The sequence below is a fragment of the Lyngbya confervoides BDU141951 genome (genome assembly GCF_000817775.3).
Lineage (GTDB): Bacteria > Cyanobacteriota > Cyanobacteriia > Thermosynechococcales > Thermosynechococcaceae > Lyngbya > Lyngbya confervoides.
Genome location: NZ_JTHE03000121.1, coordinates 80681 through 100327 on the forward strand (window position 1 = coordinate 80681; position 19647 = coordinate 100327).

The following is a 19647-nucleotide window of genomic DNA, read 5'->3' on the forward strand; positions in this document are numbered from 1 at the left end:
ATTCTCGCGTCCAACTCCTCTCTATCCAACTTCTCTATGGAGAAGCGCTCATAGGGCCCGATGGGGATTGCCCTAAGGGAGATCCGGACAGGGTTGGGCTAGGTCACCCTAAACGTTACCGAGCGCCAGCCTGAGATTGCCCTTGTGCTCCTTGAGCGCTTGCTGACAAGCACTGGCCTCTTGCCCGCTCCAGTGGACCATCAGGGCAACCTTGACGCTGCGATCGCTTTTTTCCAGCAGGTCCAAAGCCTCAGTTCGATCGAGGCTGGTGAGTTCACAAAGAATCCGTACGGCTCGGTCGAGGAGCTTACTGTTGGTCACGGACACATCTACCATGCGATTGCCGTACACTTTGCCCAACTGCACCATGGTGCCCGTGGAGAGGATATTGAGCGCGAGCTTTGTTGCCGTGCCAGCCTTCAGTCGGGTCGATCCAGCCAGAATCTCTGGCCCCACTAGCAGACGAATGTCAATATCCACCTCAATTGCCACCTGCTCTGGAGGAACACAGGCGAGAAAAACAGTGGTGGCCTGTCGCTCCCGCGCTGCAGCAATCGCGCCGTGGACAAAGGGCGTAGTGCCACCAGCCGTAATCCCGACCACCACATCCAAAGGGGTAATCTGATGCTCGGCCATGGCCTGGGCACCATCTTCGGCCCGATCCTCCATGGCTTCCGAACTACGCACCAAAGCTGACTCGCCTCCGGCAATAATGGCCTGAACTAGCGACGGAGGGGTGCAAAAGGTGGGGGGGCATTCCGCGGCATCGAGCACCCCTAACCGACCACTGGTGCCTGCACCCACATAGAAGAGCCGCCCCCCCTGACGCAGGGCTTGAGCGGTGCGGCTGATAGCCTCCGCCAGCCCTGCGCGGGCACCGGCGATAGCATGGAGGAGATTTTGATCCTCCTGATTGAATAAATCCACCAGTTGCAGGGGGGTGAGCTGATCTAGGGTTTGACTATTTGGGTTATTTTGCTCCGTGAGTAAATGTCCCCGCTCGCTCAGATGGGTCAGGTCTAGGTCTGAGGATGCCACAATCCTTGCGCTCCAAACATCTTCAACGTCCATGGTTCCACAAAACCAGCAACCCAAGCTACCATAGACCTGAGTCGCAACTACAAGATACGCTACAATTTTGCAAATTAACTTTACATCTAGACTCGCGTCTTAAACCCTATAGCACGTTAGAACACGTCAAATATGGCCATCTCCGACCCAATACAGCAGCGTTCCGATCTCATTGGAACTCAGGTGATCACCCGAAATTCAGGGAGGAAGCTGGGAGTTGTCAACCAGATGTGGGTTGATGTGGATCAACGAGAAGTGGTAGCCCTGGGCGTGCGCAGCACCCTGGTGACTGGGGAACAACGATATATGCTTCTGACGAGCGTGAAGCAGATTGGCGATGTGGTTCTCGTGGAGGACGAAAATGCCATTGAGCCGGTTGATATCTACGGATGCAGCACGATCATTAACCACGAGGTGGTGACGGAGACGGGGGAGCTGTTGGGGAAGGTGCGGGGATTTAAGTTCGATCCCAACACAGGCCATTTGACCGCCCTGGTGATTGCCTCCTTAGGACTGCCGCTCATTCCCTCCCAAGTGATCAGCACCTACGAGCTGCCCATTGACGAAATTGTTAGCAGCGGACCTGATCGCATTATTGTCTTCGAAGGCGCTGAGGAGCGGGTCAATCAGTTGACCGTAGGATTGATGGAGCGTTTGGGCTTGAGTACGCCGCCCTGGGAGTCGGATATGGAAGACTATATTCCCACCACGGTTTCCACTAGCAATCAGCTGGCGTCAGGAACGCGGCCCACCTACGCGCCGCCGCGTCAGGAGGAGCGCGAGAAGGAGCGGGTGCGAGTTGAGGACCGACCCCTGATGCGGGATGAATATCTGGAGCGGGACGCCTGGGCAGATGAAGGCGAGGCTCAAGAGGATCAATACGAAGCGCAGCCTCTAAACCTGCCGGAACGCCAGAAAATTGCTGAGTATGAGCGCGAACCCGACTATTAATGCATGATGACGCTGAATGTATGATGACGCTGAATGTATGACGACGCTTAACCTATGACGACGCTAACGGAATCTCTGGCAGAAATTGCCCAGCGCACCCGACAGGCGGCCCAGGGGCTGGCACCGCAAACCGCTGCAGCCAAAAATGCGGCCCTAGAGGCAATGGCCCAGGCGCTTGAGGCGGCAGCCCCCGATATTTTGGCTGCGAATCAGCGAGATTGTGCCCTTGCCCAAGAGCAAGGCATTCCCAGTGCGCTCTTCGCACGCTTAAAATTGAGTCAGACAAAATTAGAGGCCGCGATCGCTGGCGTGCGCAGCGTCGCTGCGTTGCCAGACCCCGTGGGCACGGTGCAGCTCCACCGTCAGCTGGATCAGGGACTGGTTTTAAAGCGTATTTCTGCACCCTTGGGGGTGTTGGGGGTCATCTTTGAAGCGCGGCCCGATGCCGTGATGCAGATTGCCTCCCTGGCCATCAAATCTGGAAACGGGGTGATCTTGAAGGGGGGGCAGGAGGCGACCCATTCCTGCCGCGCCCTGGTAAGCGCGATACATCAGGGACTAGGGGCTACGGAAATTTCCCCAGAGGTGGTCGCCCTTCTAACCAGTCGCGAAGAAACGCGCGCCCTGCTGGGGATGGATCAGGCGGTGAACTTGATCATTCCCCGGGGTTCCAATAGTTTTGTCCGGTTTATTCAGGAAAATACTCGCATTCCGGTTCTCGGTCACGCCGACGGCATTTGTCATCTCTATGTGGATGCGGCAGCTGATCTGGAGAAGGCCATTCCGATTACCGTGGATTCCAAGACGCAGTACCCGGCAGCTTGCAACGCCATCGAAACCCTGCTAGTCCATGCCGCGATCGCAGCCCAGGTCTTACCCCAGATCCATGAAGCCCTGCAAAAGGCAGGGGTGGTTCTCAAGGGGGATGCGGCGACCCAGGCAATTATCCCCGTGGAATCTGCCACAGAGGAAGACTGGTCCACCGAGTACAGTGATTTGATCTTAGCGGTGCGGGTGGTGGACTCCCTTGAGGCTGCCATTGCCCATATCAATACCTATGGATCGGGCCACACCGATGCCATTGTGACCGAGGATAGGGCAGCTGCTACACAGTTTATGAACCAGGTGGACGCGGCGGGCGTATTCCACAACTGCTCAACCCGATTTGCCGACGGGTTCCGCTACGGCTTTGGGGCAGAGGTCGGCATTAGCACCCAGCGACTGCCGCCGCGCGGTCCCGTGGGATTAGAGGGGATTGTGACCTATAAATATCAACTGGAAGGTCAGGGGCAGATCGTCGCCAGCTATAGTGGGGAGAATGCCAAGGCATTTCTCCATCAGGATCTACCAATTTCTTAAGATTTTCCAGGTTCCAGAATCGTTCCCGTTAAGCTAGGTCTAGCCATGGCCTTCGCAAGCGTTTTCCTCGCGCTGGTGTTCTGACGGGTTGCGGGTCTTCCTGGTTCTGATATCCTGCTGAGGGGAGAGGGGCTTGCGACCTTCGCCATTTGTCTTTGCAATGGATTGAATTTTCTGTGTCTAAGCTTGATCTGACCCTTCCCCCTGAACGTTTTACGCCTGTCTCTAGCTTGCCAACGACAGTCACGCTTCCCCCCCTGCCCATGCACCGTCCCTTGCTCTTGATCGGGCATGGAACACGTAATACACAGGGGAGACAGGCCTTTATGGATTTTGCACAGGCTTATCAAGCCTTAGATACTTCGCGACCGGTGTTTCCCTGTTTCCTGGAACTCACAGGGCCCTCTATTCAAGAGGTGGTGGATCGATGCGTTGCCCAGGGATATACCGAGCTATCAGCCCTACCCTTTTTGTTGTTTGCAGCCCGGCACAATAAGTTTGATGTTACGAACGAACTGGACCGCTGTCGATCTCGACATCCGCAGCTCAAGTTTCACTACGGTCGGCATTTAGGCATTGCCCCTAGTCTGCTGGATCTCTGGCGATTGCGGCTTGCGGAGTTGGACACCCTTGAGGCGAACCCCCGGCAAATTTCGCGCGCTGAGACGGTGCTGCTGTTTGTGGGACGCGGATCTAGTGACCCCGACGCGAATAGTGATGTGTGCAAGATGGCGCGGATGCTTTGGGAAGGCAGCAACTACCTGACCCTAGAAACCTGCTTCATTGGAATTACCCATCCCCGCCTAGAGGAAGGCTTTCGTCGAGCCAGACTCTATCAGCCCAAGCGAATTGTGGTGCTGCCTTACTTTCTATTCACCGGGGCGTTGGTGGAAAAGATTTTTACAATTGCACAGGCTGAGCAGGAGAAAAATCCCGAAACGCTGGTATCCTGTCTACCCGAGATGGGGATTCAGCCAGAGCTGATGCAGCTGGTGCGCGATCGCGAAATTGAAACTCAACTGGGCACCGTTGCCATGAATTGCGAACTGTGTAAGTTTCGCTTGACTGCCCTGGAAGCAGGGGGGGATTCTCCTCTGCATAGCCATGAGCCTGCTGTCCCTGAGCATGGGCCGGGGCATTTTCACGCGGCCCATGCCCCTGACTCCCACGGATCTCATCACTCCCACGGGTCTCATCACTCCCATGGACATCAAGACACCCATGGACATCATCACCATGAGCATTCCCACCTGAATGTGGATCAACCTGCCGATTATCATCAACGCATTTGGCAGGTGCCCTAACCGCCATGTCCTCGCTTCGTGGCTGCGGCGATACGATCATTGATCTAGAGCCAATTCACTATCACATTCAAACCTGGGGCGATCGCCCACAAACGGAGGCTGATCCGCTAGGGCAGCCCACCGTTTTGTTCTTACACGGATTTATGGGCTGTGCCCAAGACTATGCTGCGATCGCCGCCCAAATCAGCCGCCGCTACTACTGCATTGCGGTTGATTTGCCCGGCCACGGCCAGACGCGCACGGCCCAGACGCATTACACCCTGGAGACCATTGCCCAAAGCTTACGGCAGCTTGTAGAACAGTGGCAGGTTACCCCCTGTCATCTGGTGGGCTACTCCATGGGAGGGCGGCTGGCTCTGTATCTGGCGTTGCATAGTCCCCAGGTCTGGAATCGGGTTGTGCTGGAGTCTGCATCTCCGGGACTGGCAACCGCCGGCGAGCAGCAGCAGCGACGACAGCGCGACGGCCTGTTAGCCGAGCGGCTAGGGGCAATGAAGTCGGGGTCTGGGGAATTCGCGGCTTTTCTAAATGCGTGGTATGGGCAACCGCTGTTTGCCAGAATTCAGCAGCATCAGGATTACGCAGCTCTGCTTTTACGGCGGCGGCGAAATTGCCCGACAGAACTGGCGCGATCGCTGCGCTATTTGGGACTGGGCAGTCAGCCGTCTCTGTGGAACCAGCTTTCCCAATGCTCGGTGCCCACCCTTTTGTTAGTGGGCGAACAAGATCGAAAATTTGTGGACATTAATCAGCAGATGCGCGATCGCAATGCCCGGTTTCAACTGGCAATTGGTCCGAACTGTGGACATGTCGTGCATTTTGAGGCGGCGGATTTTTACTTAGCAAGCCTGAGGCAATTTTTACCGTAGGACGTTAGCTGGTTGAACGGATCTTACGCGACTGGATATTTCGCGGTTACATGCGAGTTAGCAAGTTAACCTTGGCCCGTTTACCCGGCTCTAAACCCACTAGCTCACTGAGGTCTAGCCAGCCGTCCTTAACAAGCCTCGATAGCGTGTAAAGCAAGAAAGACTCTCTATCGTCATACTTACCGTCAATATCATGCCTGCGGGCACTCAAGAAGTCATGGAGCTGCCAAACTTCCTCTGTACCCGTTAATTGGGTGGCTCGCTGACGAACATCCTCCACCAAGGCGCTCACTTCCCGAGCATAGGCATTTTCCAGCGCAGTCTTAACAATAATTTTCTCTTCACTACTCCAGTAAATTTCAGCCTGCTGCGTCATCTTCTTAAAACTTAACTCTCGCTTGTTTATGATAACGAAAAGGAGGACTGAAGACGAACGTTACAAAACAACAGCGGTGTCTCTTTCCCATAAAGCCCTTGAGACTTTATAGGAAAATTAAGTCTCAAGGGCTCAACCTGAACGCAGATCAAACCTTTTAGCGCATGAGGTTCAGGAGTTCTTTCGGCGAGGCTAACAAGTCAATCGCGACAAAGAAGATCTGGTTCTCAGGATTCAGCAAAAACCGCCAAGCAATATCCATACCAACGCTGGCACCAAACCAAGGCGTTTGACACTTACCTGTCACCTTGACCTGGAGATATCCGTCCTCCGCCGATTCAGAGACACCACGCTCAGGAATCAGGTTGAGATTCTGACATTCTTCTTTGAAGAAACGGAGGACAGCATCTTTCCCCACAATGGGTTTGCGAAAGGGGGGCTGGAGTGCGCCATCCGGGGCAAAGAGCTGAATCAAGGCGTCAAAATCATTGGCATTCAGGTTGTTCATGTAGCTGAGAACCGTTTCATTCGAGACGCCCTCGATGGAAACTTGAGTTCGCCGTGACATTTCCTTAGGAGGAGAAACGGGCTCAGAAACAGCGGTGAAGCTTCCCAACTTGCTGGTGTCAAACCCCATATCGACTACTGAGTTTCGCAACACCGTAATCTGCTGACCTGGTTCCAAATTGCGAATGGCCTGTAACACAGCCGCAGCATTAGCAGAAAGCTTGTACCCTTCAGGAATTGGAGCAACGTAGCCCTTATCCATCCACTGTCCTAGCTGATACCAGAAGCCCAGCTTGATGTTAGGAGTCCAAGTTGCGTAGGTGCGGGAAATTTCCGTGTCTGCACGGTTCGCTAAATCACACATGGTCTGGGTTTGTTCCAGAGGTGTCATCTGCTTGATTTGCTCTAAGGTCCGTTCAGCAAACTGCATACTAGCGGCCCCTGGCGCAGCAATTGTAATGGTTTTTCCCATTTCTAAATAGGCAAACCAAATCAATGCTAATTGGTCTTCCGCACTCAACTGATTGAAGCGGGCCGTCGTTGCTGGCACTGCGTCCGCAGACAGGGTCGATGGGAAGATATTCCTTGCAGAATCAATTGTGTAAGACATTTACTTAAGTCCTGAATGTAAAGCAGACAGTCAACAGAAAGGGCGAAACACAATATTTTGAAGCTAAGGCTGCTTGACCTTGACCCCAAAAAGCCCTCTCATCAGTTTCGCCTTTCATCATAAGGGTAAGAGAGGAAATGGTTAAATCTGATACGGTCAGCCAAGCATAGACTAAAGTCATTAAAAAGCAAAACATATATTTATGGCAATCAATATTAGGATCCATCACAATAGAAATACATCAATATTCGCAATGTGCAAAAGGTTCTCCCTGTCCTTGGCAGGGAGATTTTCATGATCACTGCAGCGCCCGTCAGTACCGGAAGGGGTGAAGGGAACAGGGGTTTTGCCAACACCGCCCAATTGATAGATACAGTCACGCGATCGCCTCCATCCCCGTCTACCTTCACGGAGGATGAGTCCCTAGCTAAACCGCGTCAGTCCTTCGTCAACCAAAACCAACCGATAAGTTTGGCTTATGCCATGAGACAGGCTGGCGGGACTTGACGACCGCTTGCAAGGATCGGTATTGACCTGTCGCGTCACCGTGTTGAGTCCGGCCAAGGGCTGGTATTGTGTCCCACTGAGCTGAGGGGTGATGCGGTTGTCCAGTCTGCCCTCTTTTCATGCGTTGGGATTAACGGCTAGACAGGTATTGTGTAAGGACAGATGAAGTGCTTTTTGGAGAACATCCATGCAGCCAGAACAGGAACAAGAAATTGCTAAACTCCGCGCCCTCAAGGTTGCGCCTAAGCAAATTGCTCGCAAGTTAGGGCTACGCCCCGCTGAGGTTTCAGCAATCCTGCAGAAGCTTTCTCAGCAGACTCCAAATTCTGACACCGATGAACTGCCCCCGGTCAAAGAATGCTGGGTCAATTCAGCGGCAGCCGAACATTTTTTTGGCGAAGGCAACCATATTGAGGATCAAACCTCTGAAGATGAGGCATTTCAAGAAGGGGCGGCAAGTTCAGGCTTGGCTATTGTGGTTGTCGCCCGAGAAGTTCGCTTTGGGACCTTTGTAGTTTGCTCCTATCTGGTGGATTACTGGTGCTTGGGAATCAAGAACACCCTTGGCCCCAAAACGGTCAATGCAACCAAGTACACCAGATTTTTGCAGCATATTTACGAGCCATTTGAGGCCAAGCCGCAACAAATTTCTCTAGAGCAGGCTCAGGCGATCGCGTTGGGTGCTGTAGACTACGCACAAACGCTTGGCTTTAAGCCCCATCGGGATTTTGATCAAACTCGAAAATATCTGGGAACCTGGGATGGAAGCCTGCGGATTGAATTCGGAAAAAATGGAAAACCCTTTTATTTCTGCGGTCCCCACGATAATTCCAGACAGATTATGGAAACGCTGCGCCAAACTGTTGGAGACGGCAACTTCGACTTTGTGACTACGCCATTTTAGCGCCTAACTTAAACCGCTCTACCTCAAGCGCTTTAGCTGATCTTGAGCCGCCTGATATTTCTCGGTCTGTTTTTTCGCTTTGAAAATAGTCGCTGCCTTTTCAAAGTGGGGAATCGAGTCTCTCCCGCCACCCGCTCTCAGGTGTGCTAGCCCAAGATTGTAGTGACCTTCACCCAAACTGGGATCCACCTGAACCGCCTGATAGAAGTCGGCGATCGCGGCGTAGTCATCCCGCTGGGTTAGGTGAATATCGCCGCGCACCATGTAGGCTTCGTAGTAGTTGGGGTCAAGGCGAATCACCTGATCCAGGGCGGCGGTCGCCCCTGGAATATCCCGCTGTCTGCGCCGGAAATCCGCCTGGGCCATCAAATCCTGGATGAGCGCCTGATGGGGCGACGACTTAGCAAAAGAGAGCTGATGGCGCGGCAATAGTCCATAGACAAGCTGAACCGGTAATCCCAGATTGGCCCCAGACTTGACAAAAATTCCAGGGTTGAGGCTTTCGTCCTGGGGGTTGATGCTTGCATCGGCTCGACCGTGAATCCCAATCAGTTGCCCCTCCTGATTGAGAACCGGGCCACCGCTCATGCCTGGCAGCGTTTGATTGTTATAGATCAGACCATAGCCATCCGCCAGTGCAGTCTTCGCTTGCGCCATGAGCTTGCCGTCGGTGAAGCTATAAACGGGCTCTGTAATGGCAGCGGTGGTGGCCGGAAATCCAGCCACAAAAACAGAACTGCCTTCTGTGAGGGGTGCTTGGCTGATGACCGCGATCTCATAGCTGTCTGCACTCTGGAATTGAGCGATCGCCAGGTCTGCCTGGGAATGGGATTGGATGGAGTCTGGCGTGAGCCGATGGGATTTTCCATCCGGCGTCACCACCTGGTAAGGCCCTGGCTCTGCTAAAACATGAGCTGCTGTTAGCAGCGTATATTGATTTCCCTGCCGCTGAATCAGAATACCGGAGCCGGAGGACGTTGGGTGCTGGATGCGCACCGTAATTTTCTGCGCGATCGCATTGATCCTCGCATCTGAGACTGCGTGGGCAGGATGAGGGGCAGCGATCGCTAGGGAGACTCCTAGCAGGAAAGTCGGCAACAGAAAGCGAGACATAGGAAGGATCAATGGCAACGTCCCATGAGTTTAGCTCGTGATCCCCCCTCAACAGCCAATCATGATTGGTCTGCTTCTAGTCGCAGACTTGAGTGTGGCTACACCACTGATAGAGATGTTGCAGCCGCCCAGGTCATACGTACCCGTGGATTGCGGGGAATGGAAACTGCCTGTGATAGTCGTTCTGACGGGGAATAGCATCTGCTGTTCTAGCTAAGTGGCGTTGACCCTGCGGGGTCATAATCCAGGAACTCTCAGTCGTGAGGCGGGGAAGCCCCCACTGTATTCTTTGATTCAGGGGCGGGAGTAGTCACTCCGTTAGACAGGCTGGGTCAAAGGCATATTTGCCCTGTAACCAATCCACGACTTCCTGCGCCATTGGATCTTGGCAGTTTGAATAGTCCTGGATCAGCGACTGCCGCTCTGACTCAGAAAGTCCTTCTAACCCGGATTCGGCAAACTGCTTGGCGTCCCGAATCAACAGCTTGGCCAGCTGCGGAGCCGCGATCGCCTGAATTTCAGCGTGAGAATTTGGCGGTGGAGTTTGAATGCCGTGCTGGTGAACTCGGGCCATGGTGGCGATCGCAATCCGAGACAGCAAGGGCTGATTCATAGGGTTCATCAGCTGTCCACGGCATCCCGATCGCAGGCGAGCCTCTCGCTGACCGATCCCATTCAAGAATAGGCGGGTGACCAACCGCTGGGCGTCATTGACTGGATAGTTATCCCACAGCAGCACCGGCCGCCCTAGCCGATGGTTAACCTCCGCGAGATGTGCCGGGGAATAGCTCTGGGAGCAAACTTGAGGGCCGGTCCAGAACAGATCAATGTCAGGGTCGAGGGATCGCAGCGTCTCCCAATAGCCCGATGGTCGCTGGCCAAATACTCGCTCTAGGGCAGGATCCTCAGAGTAGTAAGTAGGACAAACGGCAAATCGCTTTGCATGACTGGAATGTACGACTCGATTCACGAGATCGAGCTGGGTGGCAGCCAGTCCGGGAAAATCTCCACGCATATCATCGAAGAGGATAGCTAACAGATCCAGATTCAGCTGATTGAGTTGGTAAATCTTAACCCTGAGCGCCTCAAGATCTGCTGGGGTGAGTCCCTGCTGCACATCTAGCAGCGTCAGACCCACACCAAAGCCGACTCCCGCCTGTTGATACACCTGGCGACAGTGATCGAGGGCGGCCAAATGTTGGCTGTCAAAGGGGACACGCCAGTGACGGCGCAGAGCGCCATCGCTTTTAGGGGCATAGACATAAAGATTGCCGCCAATCTTAGCCAGGAACTGTGCCCACTGCTCCCGCGCTATCCAGGACCAAGCGCGGCCAAAAAACCCTTCAATCACGCCAAAGCAAAAGCAGGGATCATCGACGCTGCGGGATGCGGGAAAGGGGGCAGGAGTGGCATGGGTGCTCACGGGTTTAGCCTCATCAAGATGCAGCTCATTGTACTGCTGAGTCTGATGTATGGCGATCGCCCCTCAATGCTTCACCCTAGGCGAAGATCTTCCCTGCGCAAACGAAGGTTCCTTCCCGCCTAACGGGTCAAGGGGATGGGGCTAACCAGGCAAGCAACGGGCTAAGTCTCCCCATTTGCTCCTGTCCAGCGGTATTTAACTCACTGTGGCAAACATAAACCTGGTTCTTGACCCGATAACTTAACTCCTCCATCTGTTTCTCGAGGGCTTCTTGATCGAGTGGATCGAGGGCCTCGATGTCCTGTGGTCGATCCCCGGTGCGTAAATTCCCGGTGCGTAAGAAGCATGGGGCTGACCAGAGCGCCGCGGCTCCGCCCTGCTGCCATAGGGGGGAAGCAATATCAAGCCAGAAATGTACAGGATGGGTGAGCCGTCCTAGACGATACTGATAGGCGGTGGCCAGGGTCACCGCCTGCAGCGCTTGTCCAGTGAACGTTGTTGGGTCGGGATTGGCAGTAATGGTTCCCTGGCGCAGCAGATCAATTAAACACCGAGGGGGCGATCGCCAGAGAGCGGTGGCCAAGCTTGGGCAAGCAGCCGGTGGCCAGGCTGAGGAAGCTTGGCCTCGCAGCGTTGCACTCACCTCGTCCAGGTGCTGAGCGGTTTCGAGTAATTCCTGAAGCACTGCATGGTCGTCCAGGCTGAGCGGCTGGGACCCAAAAAATTGCAGTATCGCATTCCCCAGCAGTGGGGCCAGGCTTGGGAAAGCGGCCGGTGGCCCGGAAAGGGAATCTATCTGCGATCGCTGATGCCTAATCCAACTTCGCAGCTGATCGTAGGCAATCGCCGCTTCCGCCCCAATGCGATCCCAACGCGCAAACTGTTGGATGTCTAACAGGCAAGGGGTGGTGGCGTCGGGCTGAAAGCAATAATCTGCCAGCAGCCCCGCCCGTACTGGATCAATGCGGGGCAGCCTGGACTCAGCGGGATTTAAGGGTGGAGGCAAGGTTAGCACCACCAGCATCTCGGCCACCTGATCTTGGTCTATTAAATGGCCTAATCCATTGTGGAGCAGACACAGCAGCGTCAACAGCGATCGCACCAAGGCCGAACTAATCAAGGGACGCTGGTCCTTCAGAGAACGGACGGGAATTTGGTGGGACTCAAGGATCTCGGTGAGGGCATACCGCGCTAGGGCATCTAAACCCGGTCCAATGACGGCGATGTCTTGGGGCGCCGCCTTCCCTGATCGCACCAGATCAACGATGGTCTCTGCGGTTTGTCGCAGCAGCTGCGATCGTGAAAGGGTATGAATCCAATGAACGGGGAGCGGCGGAGCGGCGGGCAGCGATCCCTGGATCGCCTCATGCATTGCTGGCCAGAGCCTCTCTCCAAGCTGATCTGAAGGCGCAGCAAGGGGGATTACCTCATCGGCCTGGGCCGCTAGTCCCGCCAGGTATTGCGGATCCGCGCCCAGTCCCAGACGCAGAGTGCTTTGGGGCTGATAGGTGTACACCCCAGAAATGCCTTGTTGATGACAGGCTTCAAACAAATCTCGGGCCAGGGCGGGATAGCTGTCAACATCATCGGCCAGAATGACCTCGAAGCGCTGGGGAAGCTGATGAAGATATTGGGGATGGGACAGTAGGCGGCTTCCAAACAGCGAGGTGAGCAGACCATAGGTCACAAAACCTCGCTCCAGACACCAGGTTTGCCAATCCATCAGCAGGGTTTGGATATGGTCACCGATGCCCGTCAGGGGGTCAACTCCTAAGCCGCTCAGCTCTACGCTAATGCGGGATAAGGGCACCCTGGCAAAGGCTGCAAGCTGAAGGACATCCAGCAAATTGCGGACCCACCGATCGCGGGGCAACGGAGTGAGATCATAGAGGGGGAGTAACTGCGCCTCTTCCCAGCAGCCCGCCGCCAGGATCTGCTCTGTTTCCGGGCGCAGGCGCAGGGGGGCCGGGGCACCAATGTCTCCCTGCTCCATGAGCAAGGGCCAGAACAGGGTGACTTCTGTTTCGAAAAAGCCCAGCGGGGTGGTGGTTTGCAACGGAAGTCGACCTCTGGTTGCCCTCACTAACCCTTCCGAGAGCTGCCTGCGATTCTCTGCATTCATGGCAAATCCCAAGGCGGTTTGGGGTCTGGGGTAAGCCAGATCGGGATGGACCCATTGGCCTGCAGCTTCAATGAGTCGAGTGGTTTTGCCACTTTGAACCGGTCCACTAATCCAGCAAACTGTCGTTGTCGATGCCCTCAATCAAGAACCAATTTGTTACGATACAACATGCCTATTCCATACGCCAACGGCCATGCTCGGCTCGATCTTCTCGCAACTTCGACAGTCTTTTCACCAGGCCGAACGATGGCTGCAAGAAACCCCGGACCGGTCAATTGAGGAAGCTTATCGAGCAGCCATTGCCATCCAACGACTGGAAGATGAACACTTTGATGGTCAACCGGTTCGCTTGGATGGGACTGAACAAGAAGCCATTCGGAGCTATTTTCAGGCGGAGCTGAATCAACATCTCCGCACAATTCGCAATCAACTCACAAAATTTCGCGTCAGTCGCATCTTTGTGGATGATCGGCCCAGTCAGTTGCGATCACGGGCCAACATTACCCGTTACCCAACGGGGCAGTACGCCAATGAGTATACACTTCCGGAAAATGAATACACCTCGGAGGTGGAAGCCGATATTCCGAATCCGGACCTTATGCGGAAGCTGAAGTTCATTGATGCGGTGATTGATCGCTACCGAGACCCCACGGCACTCAATTCGAACTCTACACCCCCACCGGCACCAAGACGCCAGGATGGAGAAAACTCGCCCCGAGCGATTCGATCAGTGCAGGAGTCCTTTTACCAGTCCAATTTTACATCGGATGATATTGACCCCGATAGCAGCCAGCTTAGCAGCGCCAGCTTTATTCCGCGATCAATTCTACGCACCGCGAGGCGATTTCAGAAGGAGCTGAACCCCGATCCAGGCATGGAAGAAGAAATCATCCGCGATTTTCGCAGCTCCCGCTCTCGAACCCGCGCAGCCATGCGCTTTCTACTTCTCCTCATCATCTTACCGCTGTTAACCCAGCAAGTTTCGAAGCAGCTGCTCATTGGGCCAGTGGTTAATCATCTCAAGCCACCGGAGGAGCTGGAAATTCACATCAATCCAGCGGTGGAACGCAAGGTGCTAGACGAGCTAACGGTGTATAAAGAGCGGCTGGAGTTCAACAATTTGCTCAGTCAAGATCCCCTGAGCGCTCCAGAACTGGATCAAAAACTTCGAGAAAAGGCTCAGGCTCTGTCGAAGGAATACGAGTGGGAGCTGCGTGAGCCGATTAAGAACATTTTTGCAGATTTCATTTCCCTCATCGTATTTGCCATTCTCATTGCAACGGGGCGTCGAGAAATTGCGGTGCTGAAAGTCTTTTTTGACGAAATTTTGTACGGATTGAGCGACAGCGCCAAGGCCTTCATTCTGATTCTGTTTACCGATGTCTTTGTTGGTTTCCACTCTCCCCACGGCTGGGAGGTGATCATGGAAGGAGCACTGGAGCACTTTGGCTTACCGCAAAATCGGGCGTTTATTAATATGTTTATCGCCACGTTTCCAGTCATGCTGGATACCGTATTCAAATACTGGATCTTCCGCTACCTCAATCAGGTATCGCCCTCAGCTGTGGCCACCTATCGCAATATGAATGAGTAGGGCGGCTGGAGGCAACCGCCCTGGGTTCGTTCTGTCTGGTTTTCTGGCTTAAGCGCCCTGGGGATTGAACTGGAACAAAGAGTAAACCACGTTGCGGCGAATCGCCGTCATCATCTCCAGGAAAAGCTCGTAACCTTCGCTCTTGTATTCCACGAGGGGATCTTTCTGGCCATAGCCGCGCAGACCCACGGATTCCCGCAGCGCATCCATCTGTTGCAGATGTTCGCGCCAGAGCGTATCAATCTGCTGCAGGATAAAGAAGCGCTCTGCCTGCCGCATCAGACCAGGCTGCATTTTTTCAACCTCTGCCTCCTTTTTCTCGTAGGCGAGGCGCACCTGCTCCTTGAGGAACATTTGCATTTCTGGCATGGTGAAATCCTCAAGGTCGCTCGGATCCAGGTCCTCTAGAAGATAGACAAACTCCTTGGCCTTGGCCACCATGCTGTCCAGCTTCCATTCCTCTGGGGGAAGGTCAGGATTGACATAGGCTTCGACAATGTCATCCATGGTTTTTTCGGCATACTCAATCACCCGATCTTTGAGATCCTCACCTTCCAGAACGCGACGGCGTTCAGCATAGATGGCCCGACGCTGGTTGTGCATCACCTCATCGTACTCGAACACCTGTTTCCGGATGTCGTAGTAGTAGGTTTCAACCTTCCGTTGGGCGTTCTCCAAGCTGCCGGTCAACATTCGCGACTCGATGGGCATATCGTCTTCCACGCGGAAGGCATTCATCAATCCAGCCACGCGATCGCCGCCAAAAATGCGCAGCAGATTATCACCCAGACTCAAGAAAAAGCGGGTCGAGCCGGGGTCACCCTGCCGGCCAGCTCGTCCTCGGAGCTGGTTATCAATGCGGCGCGATTCGTGGCGCTCGGTCCCAATGACATGCAGTCCTCCGAGCTCCACCACCTGATTGTGTTCCTGGCTGGTGTACACCTCGTACTCTTCCCGAATTTTGTTATAGGCATCCCGCAGCTTTTGAATGACCGGGTCATCGGTGGGCGCCTTTTCTGCGGCGACGGCCAGCATCTCTTCAGCTTCAAGTTCGGGGAGGCTTTGCTCTCCCAGCTGCTTGACGGCAAAATTCACGGCTTCCTTAAGCAGCTTTTCTGTCTGGGTCGACAGCTCAGTGGGAAATAGGCTGGAGGCAACCCTCCAGCTTTTTGAGGTTCCTTTTCCATCGCCCCCAAATCCCTGAGCAGCAGAGGCCTTGGGGACGGGAGCCTGGGCAATGGCCATCGGGTTATCTTGATCCGGCTGAACAATTTTGGGCATGAGGTACTCGCGGGCCTTAAGCCTTGCCATATATTCAGCGTTGCCCCCCAGGATAATGTCGGTTCCTCGACCGGCCATATTGGTGGCAATCGTGACTGCTCCCTTGCGCCCTGCCTGGGCCACAATCTCAGACTCCCGCTCCACGTTTTCTGGTTTGGCATTGAGGAGCTGATGGGGGATGCCTTTGTCGCTGAGCAGGTGGGCCAGAATTTCGGATTTTTCCACGCTGGTGGTGCCCACCAGCACGGGGCGTCCTAGCTCGTGCATCTGGGCACATTCATCGGCGATCGCCTTCCATTTAGCCTCTTCGGTCTTGTAAACCACATCGGGCACATCCTGGCGCTGATTTGAACGGTTGGTTGGCACCACGGTTACTTCCAGCTTGTAGATTTTCTCAAACTCCGCCTCTTCCGTTTTTGCGGTGCCCGTCATCCCGGAGAGCTTGGGATAAATTAAAAACAAATTCTGATAGGTAATAGTGGCAAGAGTCTGGGTTTCATTTTGAATTTCAACCCCTTCCTTGGCCTCAATGGCTTGGTGTAGTCCATCGCTCCAGCGTCGACCCGTCATCACCCGTCCGGTAAACTCATCCACGATCACAACCTCCTGGCCCTGGAGGATGTAGTTAACGTCCTTGATGAATAATTCCTTGGCCTTGACCGCATTGAACATAAAATGGGCCCAGGGATCTTGATCATCAAATAAATCGGTCACCCCCAGCAGCTTTTCGGCCTCTTCAAAACCTTCATCGGTCAACAGCACGTTGCGCGCCTTCTCATCAACTTCGTAATGTTCCTCCTTCTGGAGCTGACGCGCCACCCGCGCTGCTTCCAGATACTTCTCTGTAGGCCGCTCAACCTGACCCGAAATGATTAACGGCGTTCGGGCTTCATCGATCAGGACTGAATCCACCTCGTCGATAATGCAGTAGTGAAACGGCCGCTGCACCACATCCGCCATGGAGGTGGCCATGTTATCCCGCAGGTAGTCAAATCCCACCTCACTGTTGGTAGCGTAGGTGATATCGCAGGCGTAGTTTTTCTGGCGTTCCTCAGGGGCCATGGACTGCTGAATGAGGCCCACACTCAACCCCAAAAAGCGATGGACCTGCCCCATCCATTCGGCATCTCGCCTGGCCAAGTAGTCGTTCACGGTAATCACGTGCACCCCTTTCCCTGGGATCGCGTTCAGGTAGGCGGGTAGGGTGGAGACCAGGGTTTTTCCTTCCCCGGTACGCATCTCTGCAATCTGCCCCTCGTGAAGAATCATGCCGCCCATGAGCTGTACGTCAAAATGCCGCATGCCCAACACCCGACGAGAGGCCTCCCGCACCACCGCAAAGGCTTCCGGCAGCAGATCATCCAGCGTTTCTCCCCGCTCATAGCGCTGACGAAATTCCGCGGTTTTTCCCTGAAGCGCTTCGTCCGACAGGGCCTGAATCTCTTCTTCTAGGAGATTAATCTCCACAATGTCGGGCTGATATTTTTTGATCTTTCTCTTATTAGGGTCACCGAGTAAGGCTTTAAGCATGATGGGTAGCGATTATCCAGGATAGTCAGTCAGCAAAGTTTAGAGGAGCGCAGGCACTGGGTGGGCGGAGGAACACCCACATCCCAAGACCTCCGGCGGTAGCCCTGCCCTTACAAGTTATCAATTCTTTACAAAGTGTCTCAAGATTGCAGCGCGGGAAGAACAACAAAAATCGACGCAATGGCTTACAAGACAGGCATTGCGTCGATTCTATCATTTTCTGATCAGGGTTTCTTCCAGGAGGGCAAGCGGCCTGGCAAGCGGGCGGATTAGGCTGGCAGCACAACGCCACGACGCGCTGCGGCAAGTTCGCGAATCAAGATCCTTCGCTGATACAGATACTGGGTTACGGTAAAGCGCTCGTGATCAGAGAGCGATCGCCGCTGCTGCATTTGATGGAGTACCCCCCGAATCAGCTCTTGGTCCTCAAGCTGAATTAATGCATGGGTCTGGGTTTCCTCAATGATTTCCCAGAGGCTGTGCAGAATAGCGCTAGATAGAGCGGTGTCCATAGAACCTCGCAATCTAAGAAATATCTGCTTAAGGTACACCCCTTAGTCCTCGAAAGTAGCAGCGATAGTCCCAAGGCAAAATAATGCACAAAAAAAGAGGGACAGGTTTTGCCCCTCTTTTTTTACCGCAGCAGAACGAGGAATTAATCCAAGGCGTCCATGCTCAATACCGGCTCAGTTTCACGCTCAATTCCCTTTTCGAAACCAGCAGCGGCCGCACGAGCACGACCAGCATGCCACAGGTGACCGATCAGGAAGAAGAAGGCCAAAATGAAGTGTGATCCAGCCAGCCACTGGCGAGTGTTCACAAAGTTGAAGGAGTTGGGCTCGGTGATGATACCCCCCACTGAGTTGATGGATCCGTTAGGTGCATGAGTCATATACTCAGCAGCCCGGCGGATTTGCCAAGGCTGAATATCGTTTTTAATCTTGTTGATATCCAAACCATTGGGTCCGCGCAGCGGTTCAACCCAGGGACCACGATAATCCCAAAAACGCATTGTTTCCCCCCCAAAGATGACCTCACCAGTGGGAGAACGCATGAGATACTTACCTAGACCCGTTGGACCCTGCGCTGATGCCACGTTAGCGCCCAACTTTTGGTCCCGCACCAAAAACACAAAGGACTGAGATTGAGAGGCTCCGGCGTTGGTTGGACCGAAGAACTCACTGGGATAAACCGTGTTATTAAACCAAACCATCGCCGAAGCAATGAATCCCATCATGGAGAGAGCACCCAGACTGTAGGAAAGGTAGGCTTCTCCAGACCAGATGAAGGCGCGACGGGCCCAGCCAAAGGGCTTGGTTAGAATGTGCCAGATTCCCCCAAAGATGCAAATGAGGGCAATCCAAATGTGGCCCCCCACTACATCTTCCAGGTTGTCAACGCCAATAATCCAACCTTCGCCACCAAAGGGAGCCTTCAGCAAGTACCCAAAGATCACTGCGGGGTTGAGGGTGGGGTTTGTAATGATGCGCACATCACCCCCACCGGGGGCCCAGGTGTCATACAAACCACCAAAGACCATGGCCTTCAGCACCAGCAGTAGTGCTCCCCCCCCTAGAATGCAGAGGTGGAATCCCAAGATGCTGGTCATCTTGTCCTTATCTTTCCAGTCGTAGCCAAAGAAATCTGAATAGTCCTCAAGCACGTCTGGTCCGCGCAGGGCATGGTAGATGCCGCCCAAACCTAAAACTGCGGAGGAAATCAGATGTAACACCCCGACCACAAAGTAGGGGAAGGTATCAATCACTTCACCACCGGCTCCCACACCCCAGCCCAGGGTTGCCAGATGAGGCATTAGAATCAGTCCCTGCTCATACATGGGCTTTTCAGGGACAAAGTGGGCCACTTCAAAGAGCGTCATGGCACCGGCCCAAAAGACAATCAAGCCAGCATGGGCAACATGCGCTCCAAGGAGCTTACCGGAAACATCAATCAAACGGGCGTTTCCCGCCCACCAGGCAAATCCGGAGGACTGCTGGTCGCGGTTGCCCGCCATAGAATTACTAGAGAGCGTTACCACGTGGGAGTACCTCCTCAGGGAATACAAACTTCTCGTGGGGCTGGTCTTGCACCGCCATCCAGGCGCGCAGACCCTCATTCAACAGCAA

15 protein-coding genes are annotated in these 19647 nt (G+C 54.2%); 6 read left to right on the top strand and 9 right to left on the bottom strand.

Annotated features, from left to right (window positions below):
• Positions 1-108: 108 nt before the first annotated feature.
• Complete coding sequence (murQ, locus tag QQ91_RS21425; RefSeq protein ID WP_250833434.1) at positions 109-1017, bottom strand: N-acetylmuramic acid 6-phosphate etherase; 909 nt, start codon at positions 1015-1017, stop codon at positions 109-111.
• A 186-nt stretch (positions 1018-1203) separates the two neighbouring features.
• Between murQ and QQ91_RS21430 the strand changes: the two genes are divergently transcribed.
• From QQ91_RS21430 to menH, 4 genes are all read left to right on the top strand, one after another.
• Positions 1204-2022 carry a PRC-barrel domain-containing protein gene (locus tag QQ91_RS21430; protein WP_166278382.1) on the top strand — a complete coding sequence of 273 codons (819 nt, stop codon included), beginning with the start codon at positions 1204-1206 and terminating at the stop codon, positions 2020-2022.
• A gap of 54 nt (positions 2023-2076) precedes the next feature.
• Entirely contained in the window at positions 2077-3381 is a 1305-nt protein-coding gene (locus QQ91_RS21435; protein WP_166278385.1) for a glutamate-5-semialdehyde dehydrogenase, read from the top strand.
• Between the two features lie 176 nt (positions 3382-3557).
• On the top strand, positions 3558-4685 hold the full coding sequence (locus tag QQ91_RS21440) for a sirohydrochlorin chelatase (protein WP_349306881.1): 1128 nt from the start codon (positions 3558-3560) through the stop codon (positions 4683-4685).
• A gap of 5 nt (positions 4686-4690) precedes the next feature.
• Positions 4691-5554 carry a 2-succinyl-6-hydroxy-2,4-cyclohexadiene-1-carboxylate synthase gene (gene menH, locus QQ91_RS21445; protein ID WP_166278388.1) on the top strand — a complete coding sequence of 288 codons (864 nt, stop codon included), beginning with the start codon at positions 4691-4693 and terminating at the stop codon, positions 5552-5554.
• Positions 5555-5600: 46 nt separating this feature from the next.
• Here the strand turns inward: menH and frp are convergent, their stop codons facing one another.
• Together frp and QQ91_RS21455 are read right to left on the bottom strand one after the other, a co-directional pair.
• Entirely contained in the window at positions 5601-5930 is a 330-nt protein-coding gene (frp, locus tag QQ91_RS21450) for a fluorescence recovery protein (protein WP_166278390.1), read from the bottom strand.
• A 157-nt stretch (positions 5931-6087) separates the two neighbouring features.
• On the bottom strand, positions 6088-7047 hold the full coding sequence (locus tag QQ91_RS21455; protein WP_166278393.1) for an orange carotenoid-binding protein: 960 nt from the start codon (positions 7045-7047) through the stop codon (positions 6088-6090).
• 694 nt (positions 7048-7741) lie between these two features.
• On the opposite strand from QQ91_RS21455, the gene QQ91_RS21460 reads away from it, so the two are divergent.
• Positions 7742-8458, top strand: coding sequence for a DNA-binding response regulator (locus QQ91_RS21460; RefSeq protein ID WP_166278396.1), 717 nt, complete (start codon positions 7742-7744; stop codon positions 8456-8458).
• Between the two features lie 18 nt (positions 8459-8476).
• Here the strand turns inward: QQ91_RS21460 and QQ91_RS21465 are convergent, their stop codons facing one another.
• The 3 genes from QQ91_RS21465 to QQ91_RS21475 all read right to left on the bottom strand — a co-directional run bounded on the left by QQ91_RS21465 (position 8477) and on the right by QQ91_RS21475 (position 13257).
• Entirely contained in the window at positions 8477-9571 is a 1095-nt protein-coding gene (locus tag QQ91_RS21465; RefSeq protein ID WP_166278399.1) for a serine protease, read from the bottom strand.
• Positions 9572-9881: 310 nt separating this feature from the next.
• On the bottom strand, positions 9882-10994 hold the full coding sequence (locus QQ91_RS21470; RefSeq protein ID WP_166278402.1) for a beta-N-acetylglucosaminidase domain-containing protein: 1113 nt from the start codon (positions 10992-10994) through the stop codon (positions 9882-9884).
• A 127-nt stretch (positions 10995-11121) separates the two neighbouring features.
• Positions 11122-13257: a recombinase family protein gene (locus QQ91_RS21475; protein WP_166278405.1), complete on the bottom strand. Its 2136-nt coding sequence runs from the start codon at positions 13255-13257 to the stop codon at positions 11122-11124.
• Between the two features lie 52 nt (positions 13258-13309).
• Here QQ91_RS21475 and pxcA point away from each other — a divergent pair, with 52 nt between their 5' ends.
• Positions 13310-14710, top strand: coding sequence for a proton extrusion protein PcxA (gene pxcA / locus QQ91_RS21480; RefSeq protein WP_166278408.1), 1401 nt, complete (start codon positions 13310-13312; stop codon positions 14708-14710).
• Positions 14711-14758: 48 nt separating this feature from the next.
• Here the strand turns inward: pxcA and secA are convergent, their stop codons facing one another.
• From secA to psbC, 3 genes are all read right to left on the bottom strand, one after another.
• On the bottom strand, positions 14759-17521 hold the full coding sequence (secA, locus tag QQ91_RS21485; protein ID WP_166278411.1) for a preprotein translocase subunit SecA: 2763 nt from the start codon (positions 17519-17521) through the stop codon (positions 14759-14761).
• A 269-nt stretch (positions 17522-17790) separates the two neighbouring features.
• The gene (locus tag QQ91_RS21490; protein ID WP_166278414.1) at positions 17791-18033 is read right to left on the bottom strand and encodes a hypothetical protein; all 243 of its coding nucleotides are present in this window, start codon (positions 18031-18033) and stop codon (positions 17791-17793) included.
• 143 nt (positions 18034-18176) lie between these two features.
• Positions 18177-19559, bottom strand: a complete 1383-nt coding sequence (gene psbC / locus QQ91_RS21495) for a photosystem II reaction center protein CP43 (protein WP_166278417.1) — start codon at positions 19557-19559, stop codon at positions 18177-18179.
• Positions 19560-19647: the final 88 nt, after the last annotated feature.

Coding starts and splice junctions, on each gene's coding strand:
- secA (WP_166278411.1), bottom strand. CDS start 17,521: ATGCTTAAAGCCTTACTCGGTGACCCTAATAAGAGAAAGATCAAAAAA.
- frp (WP_166278390.1), bottom strand. CDS start 5,930: ATGACGCAGCAGGCTGAAATTTACTGGAGTAGTGAAGAGAAAATTATT.
- QQ91_RS21460 (WP_166278396.1), top strand. CDS start 7,742: ATGCAGCCAGAACAGGAACAAGAAATTGCTAAACTCCGCGCCCTCAAG.
- menH (WP_166278388.1), top strand. CDS start 4,691: ATGTCCTCGCTTCGTGGCTGCGGCGATACGATCATTGATCTAGAGCCA.
- QQ91_RS21435 (WP_166278385.1), top strand. CDS start 2,077: ATGACGACGCTAACGGAATCTCTGGCAGAAATTGCCCAGCGCACCCGA.
- QQ91_RS21465 (WP_166278399.1), bottom strand. CDS start 9,571: ATGTCTCGCTTTCTGTTGCCGACTTTCCTGCTAGGAGTCTCCCTAGCG.
- pxcA (WP_166278408.1), top strand. CDS start 13,310: ATGCTCGGCTCGATCTTCTCGCAACTTCGACAGTCTTTTCACCAGGCC.
- QQ91_RS21430 (WP_166278382.1), top strand. CDS start 1,204: ATGGCCATCTCCGACCCAATACAGCAGCGTTCCGATCTCATTGGAACT.
- QQ91_RS21455 (WP_166278393.1), bottom strand. CDS start 7,047: ATGTCTTACACAATTGATTCTGCAAGGAATATCTTCCCATCGACCCTG.
- QQ91_RS21490 (WP_166278414.1), bottom strand. CDS start 18,033: ATGGACACCGCTCTATCTAGCGCTATTCTGCACAGCCTCTGGGAAATC.